Annotated in this window: 28 protein-coding genes and 1 tRNA gene; 14 read left to right on the forward strand and 15 right to left on the reverse strand. The window is 56.6% G+C overall.

The genetic code is table 11. From position 1 onward, the window contains the following. From rimM to J9777_RS06130, 5 genes are all read right to left on the reverse strand, one after another. Positions 1-492, reverse strand: coding sequence for a ribosome maturation factor RimM (gene rimM, locus J9777_RS06110; RefSeq protein WP_209347856.1), 492 nt, complete (start codon positions 490-492; stop codon positions 1-3). An 89-nt stretch (positions 493-581) separates the two neighbouring features. Then, positions 582-1,073 (reverse strand): 30S ribosomal protein S16, encoded by a 492-nt coding sequence (gene rpsP / locus J9777_RS06115; protein ID WP_209347857.1) that lies wholly within the window; start codon positions 1,071-1,073, stop codon positions 582-584. Between the two features lie 60 nt (positions 1,074-1,133). Beyond that, a complete protein-coding gene (gene ffh, locus J9777_RS06120) occupies positions 1,134-2,576 on the reverse strand; it encodes a signal recognition particle protein (RefSeq protein WP_209347858.1) in 1,443 nt (480 codons plus the stop codon). Between the two features lie 141 nt (positions 2,577-2,717). Next, a tRNA-Ala gene (locus J9777_RS06125) sits at positions 2,718-2,793 on the reverse strand. A 328-nt stretch (positions 2,794-3,121) separates the two neighbouring features. Continuing rightward, positions 3,122-3,448: a TIGR02300 family protein gene (locus tag J9777_RS06130; RefSeq protein ID WP_209347859.1), complete on the reverse strand. Its 327-nt coding sequence runs from the start codon at positions 3,446-3,448 to the stop codon at positions 3,122-3,124. Positions 3,449-3,591: 143 nt separating this feature from the next. Between J9777_RS06130 and aroA the strand changes: the two genes are divergently transcribed. From aroA to J9777_RS06165, 7 genes are all read left to right on the forward strand, one after another. Continuing rightward, entirely contained in the window at positions 3,592-4,962 is a 1,371-nt protein-coding gene (gene aroA / locus J9777_RS06135; protein ID WP_209347860.1) for a 3-phosphoshikimate 1-carboxyvinyltransferase, read from the forward strand. Beyond that, positions 4,959-5,333 carry a DUF805 domain-containing protein gene (locus J9777_RS06140; protein ID WP_209347861.1) on the forward strand — a complete coding sequence of 125 codons (375 nt, stop codon included), beginning with the start codon at positions 4,959-4,961 and terminating at the stop codon, positions 5,331-5,333. Before aroA ends, J9777_RS06140 begins: the two co-directional genes overlap by 4 nt. Position 5,334: 1 nt before the next feature. Then, on the forward strand, positions 5,335-5,595 hold the full coding sequence (locus J9777_RS06145; RefSeq protein ID WP_348631945.1) for a permease: 261 nt from the start codon (positions 5,335-5,337) through the stop codon (positions 5,593-5,595). Then, entirely contained in the window at positions 5,592-6,215 is a 624-nt protein-coding gene (cmk, locus tag J9777_RS06150) for a (d)CMP kinase (RefSeq protein WP_209347863.1), read from the forward strand. The genes J9777_RS06145 and cmk overlap by 4 nt, the downstream gene beginning before the upstream one ends. A 385-nt stretch (positions 6,216-6,600) precedes the next feature. Beyond that, the gene (gene rpsA, locus J9777_RS06155) at positions 6,601-8,307 is read left to right on the forward strand and encodes a 30S ribosomal protein S1 (protein WP_209347864.1); all 1,707 of its coding nucleotides are present in this window, start codon (positions 6,601-6,603) and stop codon (positions 8,305-8,307) included. Positions 8,308-8,592: 285 nt separating this feature from the next. After that, on the forward strand, positions 8,593-9,348 hold the full coding sequence (gene gloB / locus J9777_RS06160) for a hydroxyacylglutathione hydrolase (protein WP_209347865.1): 756 nt from the start codon (positions 8,593-8,595) through the stop codon (positions 9,346-9,348). Positions 9,349-9,353: 5 nt separating this feature from the next. Beyond that, positions 9,354-10,334, forward strand: coding sequence for an NADPH:quinone oxidoreductase family protein (locus J9777_RS06165; protein WP_209347866.1), 981 nt, complete (start codon positions 9,354-9,356; stop codon positions 10,332-10,334). A 67-nt stretch (positions 10,335-10,401) separates the two neighbouring features. Here the strand turns inward: J9777_RS06165 and J9777_RS06170 are convergent, their stop codons facing one another. From J9777_RS06170 to J9777_RS06205, 8 genes are all read right to left on the reverse strand, one after another. Next, the gene (locus tag J9777_RS06170; RefSeq protein ID WP_209347867.1) at positions 10,402-10,938 is read right to left on the reverse strand and encodes a hypothetical protein; all 537 of its coding nucleotides are present in this window, start codon (positions 10,936-10,938) and stop codon (positions 10,402-10,404) included. Then, positions 10,931-11,425 carry an ATPase gene (locus J9777_RS06175; protein WP_209347868.1) on the reverse strand — a complete coding sequence of 165 codons (495 nt, stop codon included), beginning with the start codon at positions 11,423-11,425 and terminating at the stop codon, positions 10,931-10,933. Before J9777_RS06175 ends, J9777_RS06170 begins: the two co-directional genes overlap by 8 nt. Before the next feature lie 76 nt (positions 11,426-11,501). After that, a complete protein-coding gene (locus J9777_RS06180) occupies positions 11,502-11,729 on the reverse strand; it encodes a F0F1 ATP synthase subunit C (RefSeq protein ID WP_160603973.1) in 228 nt (75 codons plus the stop codon). Positions 11,730-11,789: 60 nt separating this feature from the next. Beyond that, positions 11,790-12,548 carry a F0F1 ATP synthase subunit A gene (locus tag J9777_RS06185; RefSeq protein WP_209348628.1) on the reverse strand — a complete coding sequence of 253 codons (759 nt, stop codon included), beginning with the start codon at positions 12,546-12,548 and terminating at the stop codon, positions 11,790-11,792. A 68-nt stretch (positions 12,549-12,616) separates the two neighbouring features. Further along, positions 12,617-12,952 carry an AtpZ/AtpI family protein gene (locus J9777_RS06190; protein ID WP_209347869.1) on the reverse strand — a complete coding sequence of 112 codons (336 nt, stop codon included), beginning with the start codon at positions 12,950-12,952 and terminating at the stop codon, positions 12,617-12,619. Between the two features lie 149 nt (positions 12,953-13,101). Beyond that, a complete protein-coding gene (locus J9777_RS06195; RefSeq protein ID WP_209347870.1) occupies positions 13,102-13,503 on the reverse strand; it encodes a YdbL family protein in 402 nt (133 codons plus the stop codon). 30 nt (positions 13,504-13,533) lie between these two features. Further along, complete coding sequence (locus tag J9777_RS14650; protein WP_348631946.1) at positions 13,534-13,728, reverse strand: YnbE family lipoprotein; 195 nt, start codon at positions 13,726-13,728, stop codon at positions 13,534-13,536. A 62-nt stretch (positions 13,729-13,790) separates the two neighbouring features. Next, positions 13,791-17,027, reverse strand: a complete 3,237-nt coding sequence (locus J9777_RS06205; protein ID WP_209347872.1) for a YdbH domain-containing protein — start codon at positions 17,025-17,027, stop codon at positions 13,791-13,793. Between the two features lie 66 nt (positions 17,028-17,093). Between J9777_RS06205 and radC the strand changes: the two genes are divergently transcribed. Then, positions 17,094-17,792, forward strand: coding sequence for a DNA repair protein RadC (gene radC / locus J9777_RS06210; RefSeq protein WP_209347873.1), 699 nt, complete (start codon positions 17,094-17,096; stop codon positions 17,790-17,792). Positions 17,793-17,807: 15 nt separating this feature from the next. Here radC and J9777_RS06215 read toward each other — a convergent pair whose 3' ends face one another. Beyond that, complete coding sequence (locus J9777_RS06215; protein WP_209347874.1) at positions 17,808-20,594, reverse strand: DUF3857 domain-containing protein; 2,787 nt, start codon at positions 20,592-20,594, stop codon at positions 17,808-17,810. A 241-nt stretch (positions 20,595-20,835) separates the two neighbouring features. On the opposite strand from J9777_RS06215, the gene purB reads away from it, so the two are divergent. The 6 genes from purB (at position 20,836) to J9777_RS06245 (ending at position 24,917) form a co-directional block, all read left to right on the forward strand. Further along, entirely contained in the window at positions 20,836-22,146 is a 1,311-nt protein-coding gene (gene purB, locus J9777_RS06220) for an adenylosuccinate lyase (RefSeq protein ID WP_209347875.1), read from the forward strand. 91 nt (positions 22,147-22,237) lie between these two features. After that, complete coding sequence (locus J9777_RS06225; RefSeq protein WP_209347876.1) at positions 22,238-22,597, forward strand: LapA family protein; 360 nt, start codon at positions 22,238-22,240, stop codon at positions 22,595-22,597. Then, positions 22,594-23,268 carry an orotidine-5'-phosphate decarboxylase gene (gene pyrF, locus J9777_RS06230; protein ID WP_209347877.1) on the forward strand — a complete coding sequence of 225 codons (675 nt, stop codon included), beginning with the start codon at positions 22,594-22,596 and terminating at the stop codon, positions 23,266-23,268. Before J9777_RS06225 ends, pyrF begins: the two co-directional genes overlap by 4 nt. Further along, the gene (locus J9777_RS06235; protein WP_209347878.1) at positions 23,265-23,750 is read left to right on the forward strand and encodes a hypothetical protein; all 486 of its coding nucleotides are present in this window, start codon (positions 23,265-23,267) and stop codon (positions 23,748-23,750) included. Before pyrF ends, J9777_RS06235 begins: the two co-directional genes overlap by 4 nt. Next, a complete protein-coding gene (gene bla / locus J9777_RS06240; RefSeq protein WP_209347879.1) occupies positions 23,751-24,539 on the forward strand; it encodes a subclass B1 metallo-beta-lactamase in 789 nt (262 codons plus the stop codon). 3 nt (positions 24,540-24,542) lie between these two features. Then, positions 24,543-24,917 (forward strand): bleomycin resistance protein, encoded by a 375-nt coding sequence (locus J9777_RS06245; RefSeq protein WP_209347880.1) that lies wholly within the window; start codon positions 24,543-24,545, stop codon positions 24,915-24,917. A 1-nt stretch (position 24,918) separates the two neighbouring features. Here the strand turns inward: J9777_RS06245 and J9777_RS06250 are convergent, their stop codons facing one another. Next, a complete protein-coding gene (locus tag J9777_RS06250; protein ID WP_209347881.1) occupies positions 24,919-25,449 on the reverse strand; it encodes a DUF3887 domain-containing protein in 531 nt (176 codons plus the stop codon). Between the last annotated feature and the right edge of the window lie 2 nt (positions 25,450-25,451).

The following is a 25,451-nucleotide window of genomic DNA, read 5'->3' on the forward strand; positions in this document are numbered from 1 at the left end:
CTATGTGTCGGCGAAATCCTTGCTAACCACAAGGCGCTTGTCATCCCACTCAATCACGGCTTGCTTGGTCATCGGGATCATGAATTTTTTGCCGTTAGGCCGCGCGATCTCGATCACGTCCTGCGCTCCGAAATTTTCGACGGCACAGACAGTACCCAGCGCCTCGCCAGTATCTGATACCGCAGCAAGGCCGAGCAAGTCAGTGTGGTAATATTCGTCTTCGCTCAGTTCGGGCAGAGCATCACGGGCAATGGTCAGGACGGTACTGCGCAAAGCCTCTGCGGCATTGCGGTCGATTACCTCGACAAAGCGCGCGATCGCACCGCCTTTATTGTCGGGCCGGATTTTCTTCAGCGTCAAAGAGCCATCATTGAAGGTCTTATGCTGCTTCAGCGCAGCAATCCCTTCCCCGAACAGCTTCAAACGAACTTCGCCCGTCACACCGTGCGCGCCGGAAATGGCAGCGAGTGTAACGGGCGATCTGTCAGTCATTAGCAAGAACCAGTTGGTTCTCGACTTCGCTCGAACCGAACGGGGATCCGAAAATCCGTTCGTGTCGAGCATCGTCGAGACACTTTGGCTTAGCCTTCGGCCTTATCTTCGCCAGCTTCTTCGGCAGGCGCTTCAGCGGCGGCTTCTGGAGCAGCTTCCTCGGCTGGAGCTGCTTCTTCTTCCTTAGGAGCTTCGGCAGCAGCTTTTGTTTCTTCTTCAGCAGCCTTCTTGGCTTCTTCTGCTTCAGCAGCTTTTTCAGCTTTCTCTTCAGCGCGCTCGGTGGCTTTCTCGCCCGGCTTGGCTTTGTTCGGGTTGTTACGGGCTTCACGCTCACGGATACCCGCAGCGTCGAGGAAGCGAGCAACACGGTCCGAAGGCTGTGCGCCAACGCCGAGCCAGTATTTCGCGCGGTCTTCGTTCAGCTTCACGCGGCCTTCGTCATCTTTAGCCAGCAGCGGGTTGTAGATGCCGATCTGCTCAAGATACTTACCGTCGCGCGGGCTGCGGTTATCGGCAGCGACGATGCGGTAGTAAGGGCGCTTCTTCGCGCCGCCACGGGATAGACGGAGTGCAATTGCCATGATGTATTTCCTTTGTGAATTAAATATCTGTAATTATTGAATTTATGTGATAATTTTACGCTATCTTTTTCTGGGTCCGCCGAGGCCGGGAAGGCCAGGAGGTAACCCTCCGCCGCCGGGTCCGCCCGGACCACCGAGACCGGGCATTGCGGCTTCCATGCCGCCTTTTCCGAACATTGCGGCGAGGCCTTTCAGGCCGCCCATTTTCTTAATCTGCTTCATCGCGCGGGACATTTCCTGATACATTTTCAGGAGCTTGTTCACGTCTTGAACTTCCTTGCCCGCACCCGCTGCTATGCGGCGTTTACGCTTGGCGTTGAGCAATGCAGGATTGGCGCGCTCTTTCGGTGTCATTGAACCGATAATCGCATCCATATGGACCAGAACCTTGTCGTCCATGCCGCTATTGGCCATCGCCGCCTTGGCCTTCTTCATGCCCGGCATCATGCCCGCGAGCATGCCAAGGCCGCCCATCTGGTTCATCTGCTGAAGTTGGGTACGTAGATCGTTGAGATCAAACTGCCCCTTCGCCATACGTTTGGCGAGCGCTTCGGCATCTTCTTCATTGATCGTCGCCGCGGCTTTCTCAACCAGCGAGACGACATCGCCCATACCCAGAATACGGTCAGCAACGCGTTTGGGGTGGAATGCCTCCAGCGCGTCCAGCTTCTCGCCGGTACCGGCAAATTTGATCGGTTTGCCAGTGACATGGCGCATCGACAGCGCAGCACCGCCACGCGCATCGCCGTCCATCCGGGTCAGGATCACACCCGTAAGCGGAACTTCTTCGGTAAAGCTCTTCGCGACGTTGACCGCGTCTTGACCGGTCAGACTGTCGACCACGAGCAGTACTTCGGTCGGCGCAGAGATAGAAGACACAGCCTTCATCTCGGCCATCAGCGCCTCGTCTACGTGTAGACGGCCCGCAGTATCGAGCAGTAACACGTCGGCAGCTTGCAGCTTCGCAGCATCAAGCGCGCGGCGGGCAATATCAACCGGCTGTTGGCCTTCGACAATCGGCAGCGTCGCGCATTCAATTTGCTCGCCCAGAACAGCAAGCTGTTCTTGAGCAGCGGGACGATTGACGTCGAGCGACGCCATCATCGATTTCTTGCCGTGTTTCTCTTTAAGGAACTTGGCGAGTTTGGCGGTCGAGGTGGTTTTGCCCGAGCCTTGCAGACCGACCATCATGATCACGACAGGCGGTTTGGCCTCGAGTTCGAGCGGAACGCTCTCTTCTCCGCCGAGCATTTCAACCAGTTCGTCCGAGACGATCTTGACGACTTGCTGACCCGGCGTGACCGATTTCAGAACTTCTGAACCGATGGCTTTTTCAGTTACCGCATCAATGAAACGGCGAACCACCGGAAGTGCGACATCGGCTTCGAGCAAAGCAATTCGAACTTCGCGCATTGCATCGCGAACGTCCTGTTCCTTCAGCGCGCCGCGACCGCGCAGGCCATCGAACACACCGGTGAGGCGATCTGACAGACTGTCGAACATACCACGCTACTCCTCTGTTGTTACCCCAATCTTGAGTCCAAGATAGGGGTACCAACGCCAAATGCCAAAAACGCCGGCGAACGAAACCTCGTTGGCCAGCGTGCGGATTCCAATGCGGAACACGACTTGAATATGTTTCGATGGTGGAGCCTAGCGGGATCGAACCGCTGACCTCAACACTGCCAGTGTTGCGCTCTCCCAGCTGAGCTAAGGCCCCAAAACCGATTTGTTGTTTCGCCCGAAAGCGAGACGAGGCCCTTTATGGGGGCCAACCGCGCAATGCAAGAGTATTTCGCGGTTTTGAGTTGTTTGTTTTAGCCTCAAGCGCCGGCGTTCGCATCCGCTCACTTAGGCTTCCGCCCTAACGGGCGACGCGCGGTCGCGCTTGCGATCGGCTAGTCGCCGACCGAACCATTCCTGGCCGTTTCTGTATCGCGCCAGTCCGGTTCGCGACTAGCGAACCGCAAGGCCGACCGGCCGCCCGAGCTTATGCGAGGAAGCAAGCGAGGCGGATGCCTCGCGCCCGCAGGGTCAAAACAAACGAATCAGGTTTCCGCTTCGTCGTCGTCGCCTTTGCCTTTGGACACAGCCATGTCTTCGCTGTCATCGCCAAGGTCGACGTCAGAGTCGGGACGGTTCTCGTCCTCGTCGACGTCGCTCAGTTCATCATCCTCATCGGCCAGATCGCTATCGGCCTCGCCCTTCTTCTTCTCGTCGTCAAACGGGATAGGCTGTTTCGTTTTCAGAACCGGCTCCGGCTCCCACTCTTCACCGCATTCGATGCAAGTGGCGGGATCATCCTTGCCCAAATCGTAGAAGCGAGTGCCGCATTTTGGACACGTGCGCTTTGTGCCCCATTCTGGCTTAACCATTATAAATCCTTACGTGCTGTCCAGATTAGCTATCTGGAGCGAAAATTTCTGAATGTGTATCGGGTGCGACGCTCATATAATACAAGGTCGGAATCACATGCGGGCGCGCCTTGCCATAGGGTATGTGCCCTGTCAAAGCCCTGATGCCCAACCGCCGAATTCACCGTCAAAATCGAAAGCCATTAGTGACCGATACTCCGACCCCGAAACGCTTTGCATCGCTTGGCCCGCTCACCGGGACAATCCACGTACCCGGCGACAAATCAATCAGCCACCGCTCGCTGATGTTCGGAGCGTTGGCGGTGGGCGAAACCAAAGTGAGCGGATTGCTGGAAGGGCATGACGTCATCGCCACTGCGGACGCGTTGCGCGCGATGGGCGCGACTACAGAGCGTTCCGGAAAGGGCCAATGGTCGATCCACGGCGTTGGAGTCGGCGGATTGTTACAGCCTAAACAAGCGCTGGATATGGGCAATAGTGGCACCTCCACTCGCTTGCTGATGGGCCTGATCGCCAGTCATGGCATAACCGCATCATTCACTGGCGACGCCAGCCTGTCAGGCCGCCCGATGGGCCGCGTGATTGAACCGCTGAGCCAAATGGGCGCGAATTTTACTTCCAGTCCGGGCGGAACCTTGCCGCTGATGATGACAGGTAGCCTGCCCGCTATTCCGATCACCTACCGTCTGCCGGTTGCATCCGCGCAGGTAAAAAGCGCTGTGCTACTTGCCGGTCTCAACACTCCCGGCATCACCACGGTGATCGAACCCGTGCCCACGCGCGATCATTCGGAGCGGATGCTGAAAGGCTTTGGCGCTGAATTGACGGTCGAGGAAATCGACGGTGAACGCCATATCAGCATCCATGGCGACGCAGAGCTTTCGCCGCAAACCATCACTGTACCCGGCGACCCCTCATCCGCAGCGTTTTTCATCGTCGCCGCGCTGATTACCGAAGGCAGCGACCTGCTGATTGAAAATGTCGGACTTAATGCTACGCGCGCTGGCCTGGTCACTGTGCTCAAGAAAATGGGTGGCAATATCGAGCTGGTTGACGAACGCGAAGTTGGCGGAGAGCCTGTTGCCGATCTGCGCGTCAAGCATTCACGGCTGCAGGGCATCGACGTCGATCCGGCTATCGCACCAAGCATGATAGACGAATTTCCCGTGCTGTTTGTAGCCGCTTCGCTCGCAAAGGGCCGCACAACCACCAGCGGGCTAGACGAACTTCGCGTGAAAGAGTCTGATCGACTCTCCACCATGGCAACCGCCCTCAAAGCTGCCGGTGCGATTGTCGAAGAGCTCGCAGACGGCCTCATCATCGAAGGCAGCGACGGAGTACCCTTGCCCGGAACCGACGAGGAAACAATCGTCACCCATCTCGATCACCGGATTGCAATGAGCATGGCCGTCGCAGGCCTCGCCAGCAAAGGCGGTGTTGAGATCGATGACACACGACCGATTTCGACCAGTTTCCCATCCTTTGAAGAACTGCTCGCAGAAAGCGCGTCTTGAATATTACAGCCTTCTGGGAACTCCCCTGGTTTAAACAAACGTTCCCGATCAACCTGTTTGGAATTTCAGGCCGTGCGACCAGACGACACTATCTTGTCGTGTTCCTGTTGACTGTCACGATGTTGATCGTTGGAGTAGAAGAAACCAACGACACTATGAGAGTGATTGCATTGGTGTTTGCGGCTTTGATTTTGCTCACAGGCACTATTCGCCGATTGCATGATGCCGAGCTTGCGTGGTGGTGGATGCTATTTGGCTTCGTTCCCTATATCGGCATTGGCTTTCTAGGTTTTGCGATGTTCCAAGCAGGAACGCGCGGAAAGAACAAATATGGCCTTGATCCGCGCGGCAGGATTGGTTGGGATGATTGAGATGGATATTTACACTGCAATCGGCTTTGTCGGGATGATCATGATCGTATCCGCTTATGCGTATCTGACGGCGAAGGACGAACCGAACCCGTTTATCCTGCACGGCACCAATCTGGTCGGCGCGACATTGCTGGCGATTTCACTGCTGGTACACACAAACCTACCCTCGCTCGTGCTAGAGGCGATTTGGATCAGCGTCGCGATCTGGGGATTGACCAAGGCATTTCTGGCCCGAAGAGAGGGACGGAGGAAAGCAAAATGATTATCGCCGTAGATGGCCCTACCGCCTCTGGCAAAGGGACGATTTCCAAAAAACTGGCGACACATTTCGGCTTGCCGCATCTGGATACCGGCCTGCTTTATCGCGCGGTCGGGCGGCAAGTGATCCTAAATGGCGGCGATCCAGACAATGCGGGTGATGCATTGACTGCAGTCGCGTTCCCCGATGAACTGCTCGACGATCCGGTTTTGCGCAATGAAGCCACGGGCAGCTTGGCAAGCCGCGCTTCGGTCCATCCAGCGGTGCGGAAAGCCCTGTTCGAACGGCAACGCGCCTTTGCCAAGCAAGGTGGCGGTGCAGTGCTCGACGGGCGAGATATCGGAACGGTGATCGCGCCCGATGCAGATGTGAAGCTGTTTATCACCGCTAGTGTAACCGCCCGTGCGCAAAGGCGCTTCAATGAAATGGAGCAGCGCGGTGTGTCGATCTCGCTATCCGAAATCGAAGCCGATTTGGAGCGCCGCGATGCCCGAGATACCGGCCGCAAAGACGCGCCGCTTCTTGCCGCAGAGGATGCGTTTGTGATCGACACGTCCGAACTTGGTATCGAAGAAGCGTTCGCCGCAGCGCTTGAGACAATTGCACAGTCACAAACAAGCTAACCGAACCGCGAAGCCAACGACCTCTGTCCTACAACCCACATTTCTGACTAGCTGGCCAGGTGATCACACCGTCTCTCATCCAGCGCCAAACAACAGGCGAAATCAGGCCCGTTAGCTTTCTCTGCAGAACCCTGTTCCATGTGTTCCATCCTGTAGGACTTCCCCTCGGGAGCGTGGCTCCAATTCGCTTGCTTTCTGCGGGCATCTCCCCTAGGCGCGCGACCGTCTGAAGGGCACTCGTGTCCCAAAGGCCTTCATCGCGGCATTCGGTCCGGTGGAGAGTTCGGCCTCTTGGCCCACCAAGGCAATCCCGCCACGGTGGAGAAAAGACCCCGGGAACCAACCCGGCGGCCGGTCAAAATACATATTAGGATACTCCTAACCTATGGCAACTTCAGCCAATCCTACGCGCTCGGATTTCGAAGCGCTTCTCAATGAACAACTCGGTGGTGCAGAAGACGGTGGCTTTGAAGGCCGCGTCGTTAAAGGCACCGTTACCGCGATCGAAAACGGCAAAGCCGTTGTCGACGTAGGCCTCAAGAGTGAAGGCCGCATTGACCTTAAAGAATTCTCCCGCGGCGATGACGACCACGGCCTGACTGTCGGCGCTGAAGTCGAAGTCTATGTCGACCGTGTCGAAAACGCTGACGGCGAGGCAATGCTTTCCCGCGACCGCGCACGCCGCGAAGCCGCATGGGACAAGCTTGAAAACGAATTCGGCGAAAATGCCCGCGTAAATGGCCGCATCTTCGGCCGCGTCAAAGGCGGCTTCACTGTCGACCTCGACGGCGCCGTGGCCTTCCTGCCCGGTTCGCAAGTCGATATCCGCCCCGTCCGTGACATCACTCCGTTGATGGACATCGAACAGCCGTTCCAAATCCTCAAGATGGATCGCCGCCGCGGCAATATCGTTGTTTCGCGTCGCTCGATCCTCGAAGAAACACGCGCCGAACAGCGCAGCGAACTGATCGGTGAACTGGCTGAAGGTCAGGTCATTGACGGTGTAGTCAAGAACATCACTGACTACGGTGCATTCGTTGATCTGGGCGGCATTGACGGCCTGCTCCACGTCACCGACATGAGCTACAAGCGGGTCAACCACCCGAGCGAGATCATCGAAATCGGTCAGACCGTTACTGTCCAGATCGTTCGCATCAACAGCGAAACCCAGCGCATCAGCCTTGGCATGAAGCAGCTGGAAAGCGATCCATGGGATGGCGTCGGCGCGAAATACCCTATCGGCGCGAAGCTGCAGGGTACTGTCACCAACATCACCGAATATGGTGCGTTTGTGGAACTGGAAGCCGGCATCGAAGGTCTGGTCCACGTTTCCGAAATGTCTTGGACAAAGAAGAACGTTCACCCCGGCAAAATCGTTTCGACATCGCAAGAAGTCGACGTGCTTGTCCTCGAAGTGGACAGTGAAAAGCGCCGCATCTCGCTCGGCCTCAAGCAGGCTCAGGGCAACCCATGGGAAGAATTCGCAGAGAAATTCCCTGTTGGCGCAACCGTCACCGGCGAAGTCAAGAATGCGACCGAATTCGGTCTGTTCATCGGCCTTGATGGCGATGTGGACGGCATGGTTCACATGTCCGACATCGCATGGGGCATCTCGGGCGAAGACGCTCTGGCGTTGCACCGTAAAGGTGAAGAAGTCCAAGCGATCGTTCTCGATGTCGACACCGACAAGGAGCGCATCAGCTTGGGCATGAAACAGCTTGAAAAGGGTGCTCCATCGGCAGAAGGCGCTGCTGGCGGCGGTCTGAAGCGCGGCGACGTTGTTACCGTGACTGTTCTCGAAGTCCGCGATGGCGGCCTCGAAGTTCAGGCTGGCGACGATGGCGCAACCGGCTTCATCAAGCGTTCGGATCTCGGCCGTGACCGTGACGAGCAACGTCCTGACCGTTTCCAAACCGGCAACAAAGTCGATGCGATGGTCACCGGTTTCGACCGTTCGAAGAAGCCAAACTTCTCGATCAAAGCACGTCAGATTTCCGAAGAGAAGGAAGCAGTGGAGCAGTTCGGTTCATCCGATTCGGGCGCATCACTCGGCGACATTCTCGGCGAAGCTCTTAAGGGCAAAGAAGACTAACTCGTTTAGGCCCTCAAACGCCGGGCGCCGACATCCGTCGGCTTAGCTTCGCCCTAACGGGCGTCGTGCAGTCGCACTCTGGCTACCGCAACCAAGAATAGCGGTCGCGGCAGCCATAGGGCCGACCGGCCCGCCCGCAGCGAAGCGACCGTTAGGGAGCGAAAGCGAGGAAAGCCAAGTGAACGGATGTTCACGCCGGCGTTTGAGGCTAAACAAAGAAAGGCCCGCCCTCCACTTTGGAAGGCGGGCCTTTCCTACTTCGGGCGCCTGTCCTACAAAGCTGCCATGCTACAGATTCATCAGTTCCCCTGCCTGTCCGACAATTACGGATATCTCGTCCACGATCCCGCCAGCGGCGAGACGACCTGCATCGATACGCCCGACGCTACGGAGTATCTCAAACAAGCCGATGCGCAGGGTTGGACGATTACCCATATCTGGAACACCCATTGGCATCCGGATCATGCAGGTGGGAATGAAGAGATCAAGGCTGCGACAGGTTGCACTGTGATCGGTCCTGCTGAGGTCGAGAAAATCGCTAAGCCAGATGTTATCATCAAGCATGGTGATACTGTCTCGCTCGGTGCTTTTACCGGCGATGTGATTGATGTTGGCGGCCATACCAACGGCCATATCGCGATCCATGTTGCGGAAGCGGGTGTGGCGTTCGTTGGTGATGCAGTATTTGCGCTGGGTTGCGGGCGGATGTTCGAAGGCACACCAGATCAATTCTGGGCCAGTTTGGAGAGGATCAAGGCCCTCCCTGCCGATACTATGCTCTACTGCGCGCATGAATATACACAGGCGAATGCCAAGTTCGCGGTGCATGCCGATCCGGAAAATACTGCCCTCGCCGATTATGCGGCCGAGATTGATCGCAAACGCGCCGAGAACACGCCAACAGTGCCAATGGGCTTGGCGCGCGAACTCGACACCAACCCTTTCCTGCGCGCCGACGATCCGGCTCTGATGGCAAAATGGGGCGGTGATACGCCCGAGGCGACCTTCGCAGCGCTTCGCGCAGGTAAGGACAATTTCTAAGCCTTATGCAGGCTCTCCAAGTCACATCGCTAAGCTCTGACCTCTCCGGTTGCGAGCTGGTCGACCTGCCCACGCCTCAACGGCAATCAGGCGAGGTGCTGGTGCGCATCCGCGCCGCCTCGCTCAATTTCCCCGATCTGCTGATGACGCGCGGGGAATATCAGTTCAAACCGGAGCCGCCCTTCACCTCTGGCATGGAATTATCCGGCGAAGTGATAGAAGCCGATGCCGATAGCGCCTTTTCCGTTGGTGACCGGATCATGGGCGGCGCAAAAACTGGTGCGATGGCGGAGTATGCCTCTGTGCCCGAGCGCAACCTACGCCTTGCCCCAGAGGGTTTGGACTATCCACAAGCTGCCGCTCTCGGCGCGGCCTACACCACCGCCTACACGGCGCTGGTCGAGCAAGGAGCGCTCGAGGCTGGTCAGTGGGTTCTTGTACATGGAGCCAGCGGAGGCGTTTCGTTAGCCGCAATTGATCTGGCCAAATCGCTCGGCGCGAAAGTAATCGCTGCGACTGGCTCACCCGAGAAAATGGATCGGATTGGCGCGCTTTACGCGCTCGATGCTGTGATCGAGAGCAAAGGGCGCTTTCGCGAACAAGTCGCCGAAATCACCGATGGCAAGCTATGCGACTTGGTATTGGATACGGTCGGCGGTGACATATTCGATGAAAGCACGCGCTGTGTGGCCTTCGGAGGAAAACTGCTGGTGGTAGGCTTCGCGGGCGGGCGCATCGCCGACATCGCAACCAACATCCCCCTAATCAAAGGTTTCTCAGTCGTCGGTGTCCGTGCGGGCGAATATGCACGGCGCTTTCCAGATCGTGGCAAACGTATCGCTGGCGAAGTTTCGCGAACGGCCAGTGAAGGACAGATTGCCCCAGCAATAGACAGGACCATCCCGCTAGCCCATTGGCGCGAGGCATTTGAAGCGATGGCAGGTCGCAAACTGGTGGGGAAAATTATCCTCGAACCCGGTCGCTAGAAACAAAAAAAGGCGGCCACTCGGACCGCCTTGTAATGTCTGGAATTGCCAGTGTTCGTTTAGAAGCTTAGATGCCTGCGATCACCTGATCGGCCAACTTACCGTCAGCCGCGGCATCATGCTTCTTCGCAATCAGCTCTTGCGCAGCAGAGGTTGCAGCGTTGGCAGCACGAGCGCGGACATCGTCCACGGCATCACGCTCAGCCGCAGCGATCTTGTCTTCCGCCATTTTCTTACGGCGAGCAACCATCGCTTTGCTGTCTTCTTCAGCTTTCGCAACGATGGCGTCGGCTTCTTTCTGAGCGCCTTCCATCATCGCTTCGGCGTCTTTTTCAGCACCAGCGATTTTCGCGGCGTACTCGTTACGAAGCGCTTCCGCTTCAGCGCGAAGCTTCTTCGCTTCGTCGAGCTGTTCGCGGATCGCGGCGATCTTGTTGTCTAGACCGCCAGTGATCATGCCGGGGACTTTCTTCCACACCATGATCAGGATCAGGACCGCCATCGAAATCGATACAATGACGTAGGGCTCCATGCCCCAAAGCATCGGTCCTGCAGGTTTTTCGCCTTCTGCAGCGGACGCGAGGATCAGCATCAGATTATGCATTGGTCATCGCCTTCTTCACTGCCGACTTCGCACTTGCAGCGGTCACAGACACGCCAGCAAGTTGCTTGACGATATCCTGCGCTGCCTCGGCTGCAACCGATTCAACTTCGGTCAGCGCGGCTGTGCGCGCTTCGGCGATCTCGACTTCCGCTTTTGCAAGCTTGGTATCGAGACGCTTCTGCGCTGCAGCCAGTTTCTTCTCGCTAGAAGCAGCGGCATCAGCCTTTGCCTTAGCGATAACAGCCTGGGCATCTGCGCGATTTTCATTCTCGCGCTTGCGCCATGCCTCTTCCTCCTCGTCAGCTTGGTTACCCGCAGCTTCAGCAGCGGCCAGATCGCTGGCGATCTGATCGTCACGCTGGGCAACGGTTTCCATGACACGCGGCACCATACCGCGGCCCACAACGAAGAAGACAAACCCAAAGGTCACCAAGAGCCAGAATATCTGGCTGGAGTAGGTTTCCATTATCTGAGCTATCTGAGGCATAGGATGAAGTCCCGGCTTTCAGGCGAAAGGAATACCAGACCGGCCCGACTGAAGCCGGGCCGACCTTGGTGATATATTAGGCGACGAAGATCAGGATCATCGCGACGACAAACGCCAGCAGGCCGAGAAGCTCAGCTGCGGCGAAGCCGATGAACAGGCGGCCTTGCTGACCGTCTGCTGCGCCTGGGTTGCGAAGTGCGCTCTCAAGGAACGAACCGAAGACGTTACCAACACCGATAGCGGCCATGCCGGCACCGATAGCGGCGAGACCTGCGCCGATGAGCTTTGCTGCTGCTGGATCCATTGTACTTACTCCTTAGAAAAATCTGTAATTGTTAATCAGTAACTTAGTGAATGTGATGTCTTAGTGAAGGTGCTCGGCATCGTTGATGTACAGTGACGTCAACAGCGCGAAAACATATGCCTGAATGCCCGCGACCAGAATTTCCAGCGCGCTAATGCCAATCATCAAAATGAAGCTGGGAACTGCGACCAGAGCCGCGAATTCCGGACCTGCGTTAGTGCCGTCGATGACGAAGCTCGACAGAACTTTGAGCAGAACGTGGCCAGCCATCATCGCAACGAACAAACGTAGCGCGAGGCTGAACGGACGTACGAGGAATGAGATCAGCTCGATCGGGAAAATGATCGGGATCATCGGCAGCGGCGTGCCATGTGGCACGAACAGGCTGAAAAACTTGATGCCGTGCTTCCAAAAACCAACGATCAGGACAATCGAGAAACTGATGATCGCAAGAACGCCGGTTACGGTAAAGTGGCTGGTAAACGTGAACGGGTGCAAACCGACTATGCCAAGCGGAAGCAAGCCAAGCAGGTTGGCGAACAGAATGAACATGAACAGGCTGAAGATATAAGGCACATATTTGCGCCCCGCCTTGCCCACATTGGCTTCCAGCATGTCGTCGATGAAACCGGTAAAGGTCTCAACCATCATCTGCCAGCGGCCAGGCACGAGCTCTCGCTTCATACCGCCCACGACAAACACGGTCAGCACGATTGTCGTGATAACCATCCACATCGCACTGTTCGTAAAGGCGATATTGAAGCCCGCGAGTTCCCAAGCATTCGAACCCAATAAGGGCTCGATGTGGAACTGGTGCATCGGATCGACTTTGCCTTCTTCGGCTGCCACGTCTGAACGTCCCTACGCGTTAAGAGCAATCGCTGCGGTTACTCATCATCAGATGCGCTTTCCGTTTGCGTGCTCGCCATTCGAAAAATGTTCCTGAAAGCAACGATTATCCCAAGGAATAATCCCACCAACAGACCCCAGGGCGATGTACCGGCGAAATAGTCAATCGTGACGCCAATAATCACACCGCCGAGAATCCCGCCAAGCAGATCCGCCAGAACCCGGTTTCCGCTGCGATAATTCGCATCGGTTCCCGATACTTGCGGCCGGTTGCGTGTATCTTCGCGCTCTTTGGCGGCTTTAAGCCGCGCTTCGAGCGCATCAATGCGCGCATCCTCGGCGATAGGTTCCCGTGCGGGCTTCTCGTCGCTCATGTCTTGCTCCTAAAAAAGGGGTGCGCGACACGGGCAATTAAGCTGCCCGCCGAGGGCGAGGCCCCCTTAGGCGGGGGGTGTTTTGAAGTCAACCGGCGCAATCTCGCACCTGCAACATTTTTGGTGATTTGTGCTTTAGTCCAGCGACTCTAAGCGGCAGCGCATCGACTGTCGCGCATTGGTGGCGCGTTCGTCCGGGTCTGCCAAGAACCATCCGGCGCCTGATACTTCTCACCCGGTACCGTTGCCGCAATAGCTAGGCAGCCCGAGGTGAACGCGTATTCTTCGATCGTGGACTTCTTAGCTGCAGCACGCTGGGTGTAAACCGCGCGCCGCTTAATGTTAATGTCTTTGACGATACGTTGGATAGCGGGTGTGCCGGTACCAACAACGCCCAAATACCCGTCCATTTTTTCGCCAACCTGCCCTGCAGAGCGCGCAGCAGCATAGGCTGGATCACGTTGAGCATGAGCCGTTCCGGCGAAACCGCCAAATGCCATTGCTGCAGCTGCGAAAGCAAACAGCGATTTATTCACAAATGTCTGTGCCATAACGGCCTCCTTAACCGAACACCTTCAGAATCAGAAGATATCCGCATTGTCTTCAATCGTATTGCCCGCATCTTCGGCGAGCCGGTAAACTACTTCGGCAGTGATATTGATGTTCAACTCAATCACGATCGGTTCGCTCGGCGCATTCACCGTCACGCATCCCGAAAACATGGTCGAGCCCAGCATCAAAGCTGCGCCTGCCAATTTGCTCCTAAAGCCATCCACTCGCGTTCCCCTGTCGGTTAAAGGTTTTGCAGCATGGGTGCTCAAGATCAATTTATGACATGTCATGGCAGTTCCTCGCTGTCTGAAGTCTGAATATCGGATTCATCGGGCCGCACACCTTCGGGTGCCGGCATTGGCTGATCGGGAGCCGGAGACGGAGCACCTGGCGCTGCCGGTACAAAACGCGTGCCGTCGTCGACAAACAGTCCAAGATCGCGCGGATCGGTGACCGTCGCAGGATCGTACATCGACTTCATAAGGTCGACCAACTTATAGAATGGCGCCTTGATATTGACGTTGAACTGGATCGGCAGGTCAGCGATCTGGCGTGTGATGAAGTTCTGCTCGGTTCCTGCCCCTTGCCGCACGCCGGCGAATTCGAGCTTCGTCACGATATCACCAGTGAGCGGCCCCTCAATATCGATTGCCATTGATGAGTAGTCGAGACTTTTCAATGTATTGAAGGCGTAGTTTGCGATGGGAGAGAGGTCTTCATAGGTCAGTTCTCCAACATAGGAGACGTTACCGCCTGAACGCGATTGCAAAGAACCACCTTCAATTTTACCAAAACCAAGTTCGTCGAAAACAATTGGCAATTCGCCGTCAAAGACTCCTGTCGCGGCTAGATTGCCGAGCTCCATATTCTCCACAAACAAAGCGGAGTCCAAACCCTCGACCTCCAGCACATATCGCCGCTCCTCAGCGACACTGAGATTCAGATCGACCGGCTTCAAGGTCAACGTCCCGCCCATAAACGGCCATTTGCCGCCTGTTACGCCGAGAAATTGCCCATCGGTCAGACTGAAGCCAATTTCGCCATTGGTAGCCTCGATACCCGGATTGACCGATTCAACCTTGATTCTCTGATTCGGAGCGGTGGTCAGGCTAAGCAGATCGGTAAACTCCACAGTACCGGAAGCGCCCTGCACCGGCCCGAACACCGCCGCAAGATCAAGTGATTCGGAAGAAAATGACCCGAAGCTGGTGACCGCATCCGAGTTCCAGTCGATACGGCCGGTTCCGGTTATTGTGCCGCTGACATTGGCGGCAACACCCTTGATGAGCTCGGTCAACTGATCGGGCTGCAAGCCGTCGTCAAAGGTTAGTCCGTCAACAGCCAAACCGGCAAACCCAGTACTGTTGTTCAGATTGTGCTGGATAGAAACATCGCTGATCGCCCGATCGCTTTCGGGGGCGCGGAGCGTCGCATTTGCCAGAATGACATTGTTGGCCAACGTCAGCGTCGCATCCCGCGCGACAAAGGGGAAATAGCGCGGCTCTGGCGCGCGGTCGACCAAAGTGAACTGACCGTCGGCGATAGTCAGAACGCCGTCGGTATAATCCCATTCTCCCGAGCTTTGCTGCAGATCGATGGGCACTGCAAACAGCCCGATATCAGCCCCGGAAAACGAACCTGCGATACCCTCGCCCAGTCGCGCCACCAGATCGGAAATAACGAAACGGCTCGCCTCTTCCTCAGGGCCGAGCGCGATGTTCAAAGCCTTCGCAGTCGCAACACCGGGATAAGCGACTCCTATCGGACCGCTGGACAGTTGGATCGGCGTTCCCGCCAATGTCCCTGCAAGATCAAGCGATTGAGCACCGGCAGCGATGCGCAATCCGCTCGTATCCTGACTAACAATCGCGCGGCCCTGCGCCGGACACAGAGTGACACTGCGGCTTGATAGTTCGAGATTGGCGAATGCGAGGTTATCAAAGCCAATCTGGGTGCATTGTCGCCACATTTGCAGGCCAGCTGCTGAACTCCAGCTACCGCTGACCGGCATTCGCAAGTTTTGTGCCTCTCCTCCGGGTAACGGACCGCTCGCCGTCACATCACCTGCAAACGTGATCGCACCCGATTCATTCTGCGTAACCAGCATTTCCGGTAAGGCGATCATACTGTCACCAGCGCCATATTGATCCATCCGCACACGGAACACTGACTGTCCAGCTCCGGAAAATTCCATCCGCCCGACCAGCGGGGGCAGGTCGCGTCCACCAACGCGGAAATTGCCGGATATCCTTGGAGTGCGCGATCCGTTTTGTGCATATTGCAGACGGGATAGAGACAGTAATTGCGAGCCGCTGGAACCGCGCAAAGCGGCTTGCGGGATAATGAGAGACTGCGTTTCACTCTCGTGCCGTCCAATCACACTCGCCTGCAGGCTCGCATCGCGCACCTCGCGTTTCAAAGCTCCGCTTAGCTTGACAATCAGCGGCTTTAGCAAGGTGCCGTCAGTCGCGGTTTCAAACTGTGCAAGCTGCGTGCTCGCGCCGTCGCTTATTAAAATACCGGCGCCCTCAATATCGGCCTGCAACTCTGCATTGGCGAAGCCGTCCTGCATCCGCAGGCTTCCATCGACGGCCAGCGACTGTGCCGCCATATGATCTGATGTTATTGCATTAGCGACAATCGCGAACCGTGAATCCAGCTTACCGTCCTTGAAAACGAAGCTGAGAGGCCCCGATAGGCGGTCCACCTGCGCCACTCCGCCATCAAGCAAGCCAGTTGATAGAGTTCCATCGACCGAAACGCTTGCAAGATCGGCGTCAATCTCTGTTGCAGCTTGATATCCGAAATCTTGTAATGCCACCCCGCTATCAGGACAGCGCAAGCCCGCAAGACGAACGGGTCCCTCGAGCTTGATCCTTCCGGCAGTGGTCGCGATATCGCCATAGAGGCTCGCCCGCTCCGCATTGCAGCCGCCATATCGGACGTTCGGTGCAAACGCCGCGACGATGCCTTCAAACCCGCTGTCGAGCCGCCCCGCTCCTTCAGCTTTCAGACCAATATCACCAAAGTCGCTCTCGATCAGCCCGCGTCCATCAACCAGACTAAGGTCCCAAGCGGGCAATCCGGCCGGTGTGTCAGATTCAGCAAAAATGACTGTGTCGAGACTGCCGAAGCTCAGTGTATTGTCGAGATATGACCCGTAAAGCCGAGGTTTAATGAGCGTAATCTGACCGATCTCTGGCACACCAAAGCCATAGGCCAACGCAATTTCCGCTCTTTCGACAGTCAATTCCGGATCATCTGGATCGCCAATTACAATATTGGTGAGCACCTGCCGGTCCGTCGAGATATCCTCGATTGTATAGGTCGCAGGCAAATCGAGACCTTCAAGCTGCTCGCCAATCAGATCGCGGGCGAGTTGCTCACGCATCGTCCAGCCGTAAATCACCAGAGCAAACAGGATAATCAGCAGACCGAAGGCGACACGATACACCCAGCGCCGCTTCTTCAGCGCAGGCGCAGGAGCTTCAGCCTCCGTATCGATGTCCGCTTGCGACGCCATTGCTGGCTACTTGCGCGTTGGGCGCTGCAAAGGCAATGCAGTACCGCAACCATTGCAGGACCAAACGTGCCGCAAACTGACGAAAACACAGCAAAACATGGTGGTGCCGGCCACCGCGCACGGCTGCGCAAGCGGTTGCTGGAAGGTGGCGCAGAGGCCCTCGCCGACTACGAAGTGCTCGAATATTTGCTGTTTGCGGCGATTAAACAAGGCGACACCAAGCCGGTTGCCAAGGCGCTGATCGAGCGGTTCGGCTCGCTCTCAGGTGTGCTGAATGCAGAACCGGGTGCCCTCACCGATGTGAAGGGCGTTGGTGAAACCAGCGCGGCGGCACTTAAAAGCGTTGCCCTCGCCGCGCGGCGGATGGCGCGGAGCGAAGTGTCGCAGAAACCGATTCTCGGTAGCTGGCAGGCACTGCTTGATTATCTCACGATCGATATGGCGCATCTGACGGTCGAGCGCGTGCGCGTGCTATATCTCAACGCGCAGAACCGGCTGATCCTCGACCACCATGTCGGCGATGGTTCGATTGACGAAGCTGCTATTCACCCGCGCGAAGTGATCCGGCGCGGGCTTGATATCGGCGCAACCGCACTCATCCTTGTGCACAACCACCCGAGCGGCAATCCCGAACCAAGTCGCGCCGATATTCAGATCACTAACAAGATCGCCGAGGCTGGGCGCTTGCTCGATATCACAGTCCACGACCATGTGATCGTGGGCCGCGATGGCCATACATCGCTCCGTGCGAAAGGGTTGATCTAACCCACGGCCAAATCGTTATTTGGGCTCAATCCCATAGAGCTTGAAGCGAGGCTTCAAACGGGGCCAGATCATCAGCGCTTGCCGGATTTGCTCGTCTCCTTCGGCATTGCCCTGCTCTTGCATGATAATCCCGCGCATAAAGCGTGACGCTGCAATCTCGGGATCAAGCTTAAGTGCTGCATCCAGATCAGTCATCGCCTTGTCGAGATCGCCCAAGCGGTAGTGGATCATCGCGCGGCTATCGAGTGCACTCGCAGGGCTTCCTGCGCGTTCAATCGCTTTAGTACAGATCGCCATCGCATCATCCAGCGAGACATTGAAGATACCGCGGTACCAGCACGCATCATTGAGCAGGCTACTCGAATCGGGTTCTTCCTCAATGCGCTCGGAAATCACCGCCAATCCGCCCTCGACATCGCCGCCAAGCGCCATCGCATAGGCCCGTCCTGACGCATAATCGTCGAGATCTTCCTCACCAATCGGCAACGCATCGATCAGCGCCAATGCCTCATCGGCCCGGCCCGTCTGCCGCAGCAATGTTGCTTGGGCGTATGCGACGTAGTTTTCTGGCGACAGCTCATAGGCTGACTGGATATCCGCAATCGCGTCATCGATCCGGCCCAAGGCCTCGTACATATCCGCTCTGGACAGGAAGAGATCCGCAGTCGGTTCCTCTGCGATAACCGTGCTCAAATCCTTCTGCGCATTGTCGAAATCGTAGATACTGGCGAAGAATTGCGCGCGCGATTGCAGCGGAACGAATTCGTCATCGTCGGCCTCTGCCACCGCTAGATTATAACGCTCACGCGCCGGCGCTGTCAGCATGTCCAGCGTTGCGCGATCACGCTCCCATCGCCGGACACTGTTTTCGGGCGCATCCACCGTCAGATCGGCCTTGGTCAGCTTTAGTGAAGCGAGCCGTGCCGCGGGAATGTCCTCAGGAGCAATCTCACCCAGGCTGGTTGCTTGTTGTTGCTCGAAGACGAACTGCCGGCCGTCGAGCGAAGCCGTGCGCACGACACGGGTATTGGCGAAACCTTGGTCCAACGCCTGTTCGCCCGCGATCGCGAAACCGTCCCCATCATCGGGCAACACAACGGTGTTGATCATGACCGAGCGATTGGGCCCGCGTGTTGCGACGGGTATATTCTTCCACTTTGGACGCGCGCGGTTCGGTGAGAACGCACGTTGCCGCCCGGAATCACCAGCCTCCATAGTAAGCTCGCCCTTGTCATAATCGAACATTGGCTGCGCTACGCCTTCCAATGTGACGGAGCCCATTGCCAGCTCATCATCATATGCGAATTTGACCGAGCTAATTTGGCCGACCCCCATCGAGCCGCCTGACATATTGCGCCAGCGTTTCTCGGCTTCCGGATCGCCTTCATCAACAATCGCCTTGAACTGCGCGCCGGCCGCACCGAACAGCTGCACTTCGACAGAAATGAGCGCGGGCAAATCAACACCAGCCGAGTGGTCGGCGTCGAGCTTCATCACCATATTCGCGCTCGACATTGGTCGATCGGTCATCGGAACGAGCTCAGCGCCGCCCGGCTTTAGCGGTAGTGCATAATGAAATGCAGGGACGGTATCCATATTGGCCAGCCGCGTGGCGGTGGTCGTCCCGTCCAGCCAATAATCAGTGCCATTGACGTTAGCGCGCACGATCATGTGGTTGAATGCTGCAGGCAGCGGCAACAGTTCGGGCGTCGCATCACCGCCGCGCGTCGCGACCAGTACTACGTCGGCATCGATATCCATATATTGCAGTAGCGCAAGCAGCAGGACCGACTTTGCCTTGCAGTCGCCATAGCGCTTTTCCCATGTATCTTCAGCACTTTGCGGCAGATAGTTGCCACCATCCAAACCGTCGAGCAGATAGCTCACCTGATCTTGAACCATCCGCACGGCCAGTTCCGTGCGTTTGAGCGGATCATCGGTCTTGGCCATGATCGCCTTCGCTTCGCTCGCTACGGCGCCATCGTCGGACAGCTCGGCCGCTTCGGTGAAGTGTGGCTCCATCACCTGCGACAGTTCTTTCCAGCTATCAAAGCTGCCCGCGCGCAAAATCGGTGCGCGGCGGAAACGTGACGGGGCATCGCGCGGAAAATCTTCGCGCTTCACCAGTGGAAGCTCGATGGTGATAAATTCGTAGCCACCGCGCGTTTCCAGCTCGGGCACATCGACGTCAGGCCCTGCTTGATAAGTAATCCCAGAATTCTGCGGCCAGCTCATAATGACGCGCGATTTACCTACGCGGTACGGCTCGGATCGCAGATATTGCAGCGCCTGCATTTCATCACCCAGCGCCTGGTCATCGATAGTGATGGTATGCGCCACACGCAGCAGATCGCCTTCCTGCAATTTCGGCACAGCCAAAGTCGCGGTTAGCCGGCCGTCAAGCAACCGCCGCTCCAACCCTCGTTCCCGCCGTAGAATCTCAAATTCTGTGCCCTCAGCAATCAAATCGATTGTTTCGTCGTCACGGATAATCTCCAGCTTGTGAACAAGCAGGTCACCTTTGTCCGGCGCCCATGTCATCTTCAGCGTTCCCTCGGACGTCAGAGCCTGAAGATTGTCGATCCTGACGATGCGGTCATGATATTCGTGGACCGTCCCGTCTTCGAGCCGGTATTGCCAATCAACCAAAACTTCGGAGGGACCATCGGCGACAGTACTCTTGTCGATCTCAGCAACATCTACCCAAGCCGGAACATCTTCATACAAAACTTCTTCGCCAGCATAGGCGGGTGCAGAAATGGCGACGATTGCGAAAGCGCTGACACCAGCGAATTTGTTCATGAAGGGCCCCTAAAGAAAATCAGACAGCGGACATTGATGCCAGCTGCATCGAAGCAACCTACAGGCTGCACGACCCTATGCAATGAATATTCAGCAGTTCAGCCGCTCTATTTCACCATAGATCAGCTATTTACTATTCTATCGACGGATTAGGCGCTGCCCGCCCCTTGCCATTGCGGGGTGCGCACCTTAGCCGCCTGCGCTATCACAGCACCACACAGAATCACCTCCGGAGTATCCCATGGTCCCGCGTTATGCCCGCCCCGCAATGTCTGCCATTTGGGAGGCGGAAGCGCGTTTCAAAATCTGGTTCGAGATTGAAGCCCATGCGACCGAGAAACTGGGCAAGCTCGGAGTAGTCCCTGAGAGCGCTGCAAAGGCCCTGTGGGATTGGTGGGCAACTGACCCGGTAATCGACGTTCCTGCTATCGACGCCATCGAAGCTGTTACGAAACACGATGTGATCGCATTCCTGACATGGGTGGCCGAACAGGTAGGTGATGAAGCCCGCTTCATGCATCAGGGCATGACCAGCTCCGATGTGCTCGACACGACGCTAGCAGTCCAACTGGCGCGCTCTGCGGACATTTTACTAGAAGACCTCGATCTGCTGCTCGCCGCGATCAAACGCCGCGCAGAGGAACATAAATACACGCCAACCATCGGCCGCAGTCACGGCATTCATGCAGAGCCAGTGACCTTCGGCCTGAAGCTGGCCCAGGCCTATGCCGAGTTTGACCGCTGTAAGACGCGCCTGATTGCTGCGCGCGAAGAGATTGCCACCTGCGCGATCTCAGGCGCCGTGGGAACTTTCGCGAATATCGATCCGAGCGTTGAGGCGCATGTCGCGGAGAAGCTGGGTTTGGCCATCGAGCCGATTTCAACGCAAGTGATTCCGCGTGATCGCCATGCGATGTTCTTCTCGACACTCGCAGTGATTGCTGGCTCGATTGAACGCGTTGCAGTCGAGGTCCGCCACCTTCAACGCACCGAAGTGCTTGAGGCTGAAGAATATTTCTCGCCCGGCCAAAAAGGCAGCTCGGCGATGCCGCATAAGCGCAACCCGATCCTGACCGAGAACCTCACGGGCCAAGCCCGCATGATCCGCGGCTATGCTATGCCAGCGCTGGAAAATGTCGCTCTATGGCATGAGCGGGATATTTCGCACTCTTCGGTTGAACGTTTCATCGGTCCCGATGCCACCATCACGCTCGACTTCGCGCTCGCCCGTTTGACTGGCGTGATCGACAAACTGCTAATTTACCCTGAGCGTATGCAGAAGAATATGGACCGTATGGGCGGCCTGATCCACTCGCAGAGAGTCCTGCTCGCGCTTACGCAAGCCGGTGTGAGCCGTGAGGATGCCTACCGGTTGGTCCAACGCAATGCGATGAAGGTGTGGGAATCCGATGGAGCGGTCGCACTCCTCGATCTGCTCAAAGCGGACGATGAAGTTACCGCTGCTTTGTCCATCGAGGAAATCGAATCCAAATTCGATCTCGACTATCACTTCAAGGAAGTCGACACGATTTTCGCCCGCGTATTCGGATGACCATAGGCCACAGCTGAAGGCGCACGAGTCGTGCCCTTCACTTCGCACTGCAACCCGCCTAGCATTCGCAGAACACTAACGGAGTGACGCAATGAAAATCGTTCGTACCATCTTGTGGACTTTGCTCGCAGCAGCAGTTGCGGTCTTCGTTTATGTGAACTGGGGCGAATCCCACAATGTGATCATCTGGCCGCGCGAGGGGAACAAGAGCATCCTGTTCGACTGGCCTGTCGGCTTCATTGCAATCGTGTTCTTCTTAGTCGGTTTCCTACCAATGTGGCTATTCCATCGCGGTGTTAAATGGCGCCTCAACCGGCGGATTAAGACGCTTGAAAATGCTGCGCGCGCAGCAGCTGTTTCCGCTCCGGTTAAAACGACACCCAAACCAGTAGACGCACCCGCCACAAGCGAGGAACTCGCCCCGGCGCCGACACCACCGGGCCAACCATGAGCAATCCGGTCTATCTCGCGCTCGACTTGCCACAATTGGATGCGGCGAAAGCACTGGCCGAGAAAGTCAAAGCGCATGTCGGTGGCCTCAAACTAGGGTTAGAGTTCTTTTGCGCACACGGCTCGCACGGCGTTCATGAGATCGCACAGGTCGGACTGCCGATTTTCCTTGATTTGAAACTGCACGATATTCCCAACACCGTCGCCGGCGCGATGCAGGCTATCCATGTGCTGGAGCCCTCTATCGTGACCGTCCATGCCAGTGGCGGACGGGCAATGCTGGAAGACGCCAAAGCCGCCGCGGGCGAGCACACCAAAGTAGTCGCCGTAACAATGCTCACCAGCCTCGACGAGCGCGATCTTGAACGCACAGGCGTTGGCGGCACACCACATGACCATGTGATGCGCCTGACCGAACTCGCGCATGATTCAGGCATCGATGGTATCGTCTGCTCCGGTCAAGAAGTCGCGGGCGCGCATAAACAATGGAAAGATGGCTTTTTCGTCGTCCCCGGACTGCGCCCCGCCGGAAGCGCTGTCGGCGATCAGAAACGTGTCGTAACCCCACGCAAAGCTCGCGATGACGGAGCCAGCGTATTGGTGATCGGACGCCCAATTAGCAGAGCCGCCGATCCTGTTCAGGCAGCGCGGGATATCGAAGCAACGTTATGAGACAATTGGCTACCCGACTATGCGGAACCATCGCCCTAGGTTTGATCACTGCAGCACCGGTCGTGGCACAGGATCATACTATCGAAGACCTTGAGGCCGACCCGAACTTCACCGAAGTCGAAAGCCGAACACTCGCCGGTCTTTGTGCGCCTATGGAACCGTTAGCCAAGACGATCAAAGCCAAGGATGCAGTCAAAGTCATTGTTGAAATTAATTGTGATCACGTCACATTCAACCTCGGTGATGGCAACCGCCTGATGGCGTTCTACAGCTCGAAATCGCGCCAAGGCGTTTTCTTTCAAGGGACTTGGGACGATGGAACATTCAACATCAGCTCGATATCGTTCGATCAGAAGACACGCCACCCAGTATCTAAAGGGCGCGTGAGCATTTTTGAAACGCCAGACGGCCTGATGTTTGTCGCCTTTGCCGTTTTCGAGGATGATGTGACCAAGGGCGTCGCGTTTAGACTGGAAGATTAGATGCCAAGACTGATCGCGATTTTAGTCTTGGCGGCCGCGCTTGCCTCATGCACCTATCGAGAAATTCGTCCGTCGATCGTCACGCAGGAAGCGGCTCGCAGTGGCGTCCAGCGTTTCGGATCACTGAGCTTTGAGCAACTCGCGCCGAATGTTTGGCTGCATACATCCTATATTGACTTGCCCGGGTTTGGTGCGGTGCCGTCTAACGGTTTGATCGTTGTCGATGGCGAAACGTCGGTTTTGGTCGATACCGCATGGACCGTTTCTCAAACTGATGTGATCATCGCATGGGCCGCTAGCGAGCTTAACCGCCCGATCCGTGCGGCGGTGGTGACGCACGCACATAGCGACAAGATGGGCGGTATCGATGCGCTGCATACAGCTGGCGTCGCGACATACGCGCACCCGATGACCAACCGAATTGCGCCGGACAAGCAGCTTTCGCCCGCGCGAAACTCGCTGATATTTGATGAAAACGGCTGGGCCGCCAATCCCGCTGACGGATCATTGGGACCGCTGCGTGTTTATTATCCCGGTCCGGGGCACACCACTGACAACATCACTGTATCGGTGAACGGCACTTCGGTCGCTTTCGGCGGATGTCTGATAAAAGGATCGGACGCAAAATCGCTCGGCAATTTGATGGAAGCCGACGAAGATCATTATGCGAAGGCCGTGCGCAATTTCGACGCGGCGTTCCCGAACGCGACAATCATCGCAATGAGCCACTCGGCGGCCGAAGATCGGGACGCCATCAAGCGGACGCTCAAGCTCGCGAAAGATCTGTAGACAGTGACCGATATCGCGACGCCCAACCTGCCCTCACGCGATTTCGACGCGACCGAGGCATTCTATGTAGCGCTTGGTTTCGAACGGGGTTGGCGCGATGATGGCTGGATGATCCTGAAACGCGGTCCCACGGGCGCCGCCGTGGTGCTGGAGTTCTTCCCCTATCCGGACTTGGATCCCGCGAAGAGCTCATTCAGTTGTTGTATCCGCTTTGATGACCTCAGCGCATTTGTAGATGTCGTCAAAGCTGCCGACATCCCGGTCAAGCAAACTGGCTTCCCGCGTCTTCATGAACCCAAAGTGGAAGCGAGCGGCCTAGAAATCGCCTATCTCACCGATCCCGATGGGACGCTGTTCCGGCTAATCCAGCACGGTTAGTTTAAGGCACTGTTTCTGTTTCGGGGTCCACCACCGTCACCGAATCCGGGGCGGTCTTCAAATATTCATCCAGCAGGTATGAATCGACAAAATAGCCGACGATCTTCTGTGTATCTCCACGATCTAGCAACGTGAATCGTTCCATCCCCTCACCATTTGCGAACTGGGTGCGCATGGTGATTACCGTGGTCGTCACACCGTTATTGGTGTTTATGTTAAACCCCTCGCGCTTGCTGCTTTCGACAGCACCAAGTGCGCCTTTGAAGCCCTCAAAGACTTCATTGAATTCATCCCGGGGCATATCCTTGCGAAAATCCGGATGGACCATTTTCCATATCGCATCGACATCGCCGTCGTTCCAACGATCCTGAAAGACCGCGATTTCACTATCGGCCTGTTCCATCACCTGCATCGGGTTGCAAGCCACGAGCACGAACGACACGAGCACTACAAGAAACTTCCGCAATTCTTGTCCCCTCTCAAAAATCTCAGGAAATTTATTTGGCAGGGTTCCGCCGCGCTGTCGAATCACCT

The sequence above is a fragment of the Pontixanthobacter sp. CEM42 genome (assembly GCF_017812015.1).
Taxonomy (GTDB): domain Bacteria; phylum Pseudomonadota; class Alphaproteobacteria; order Sphingomonadales; family Sphingomonadaceae; genus Pontixanthobacter.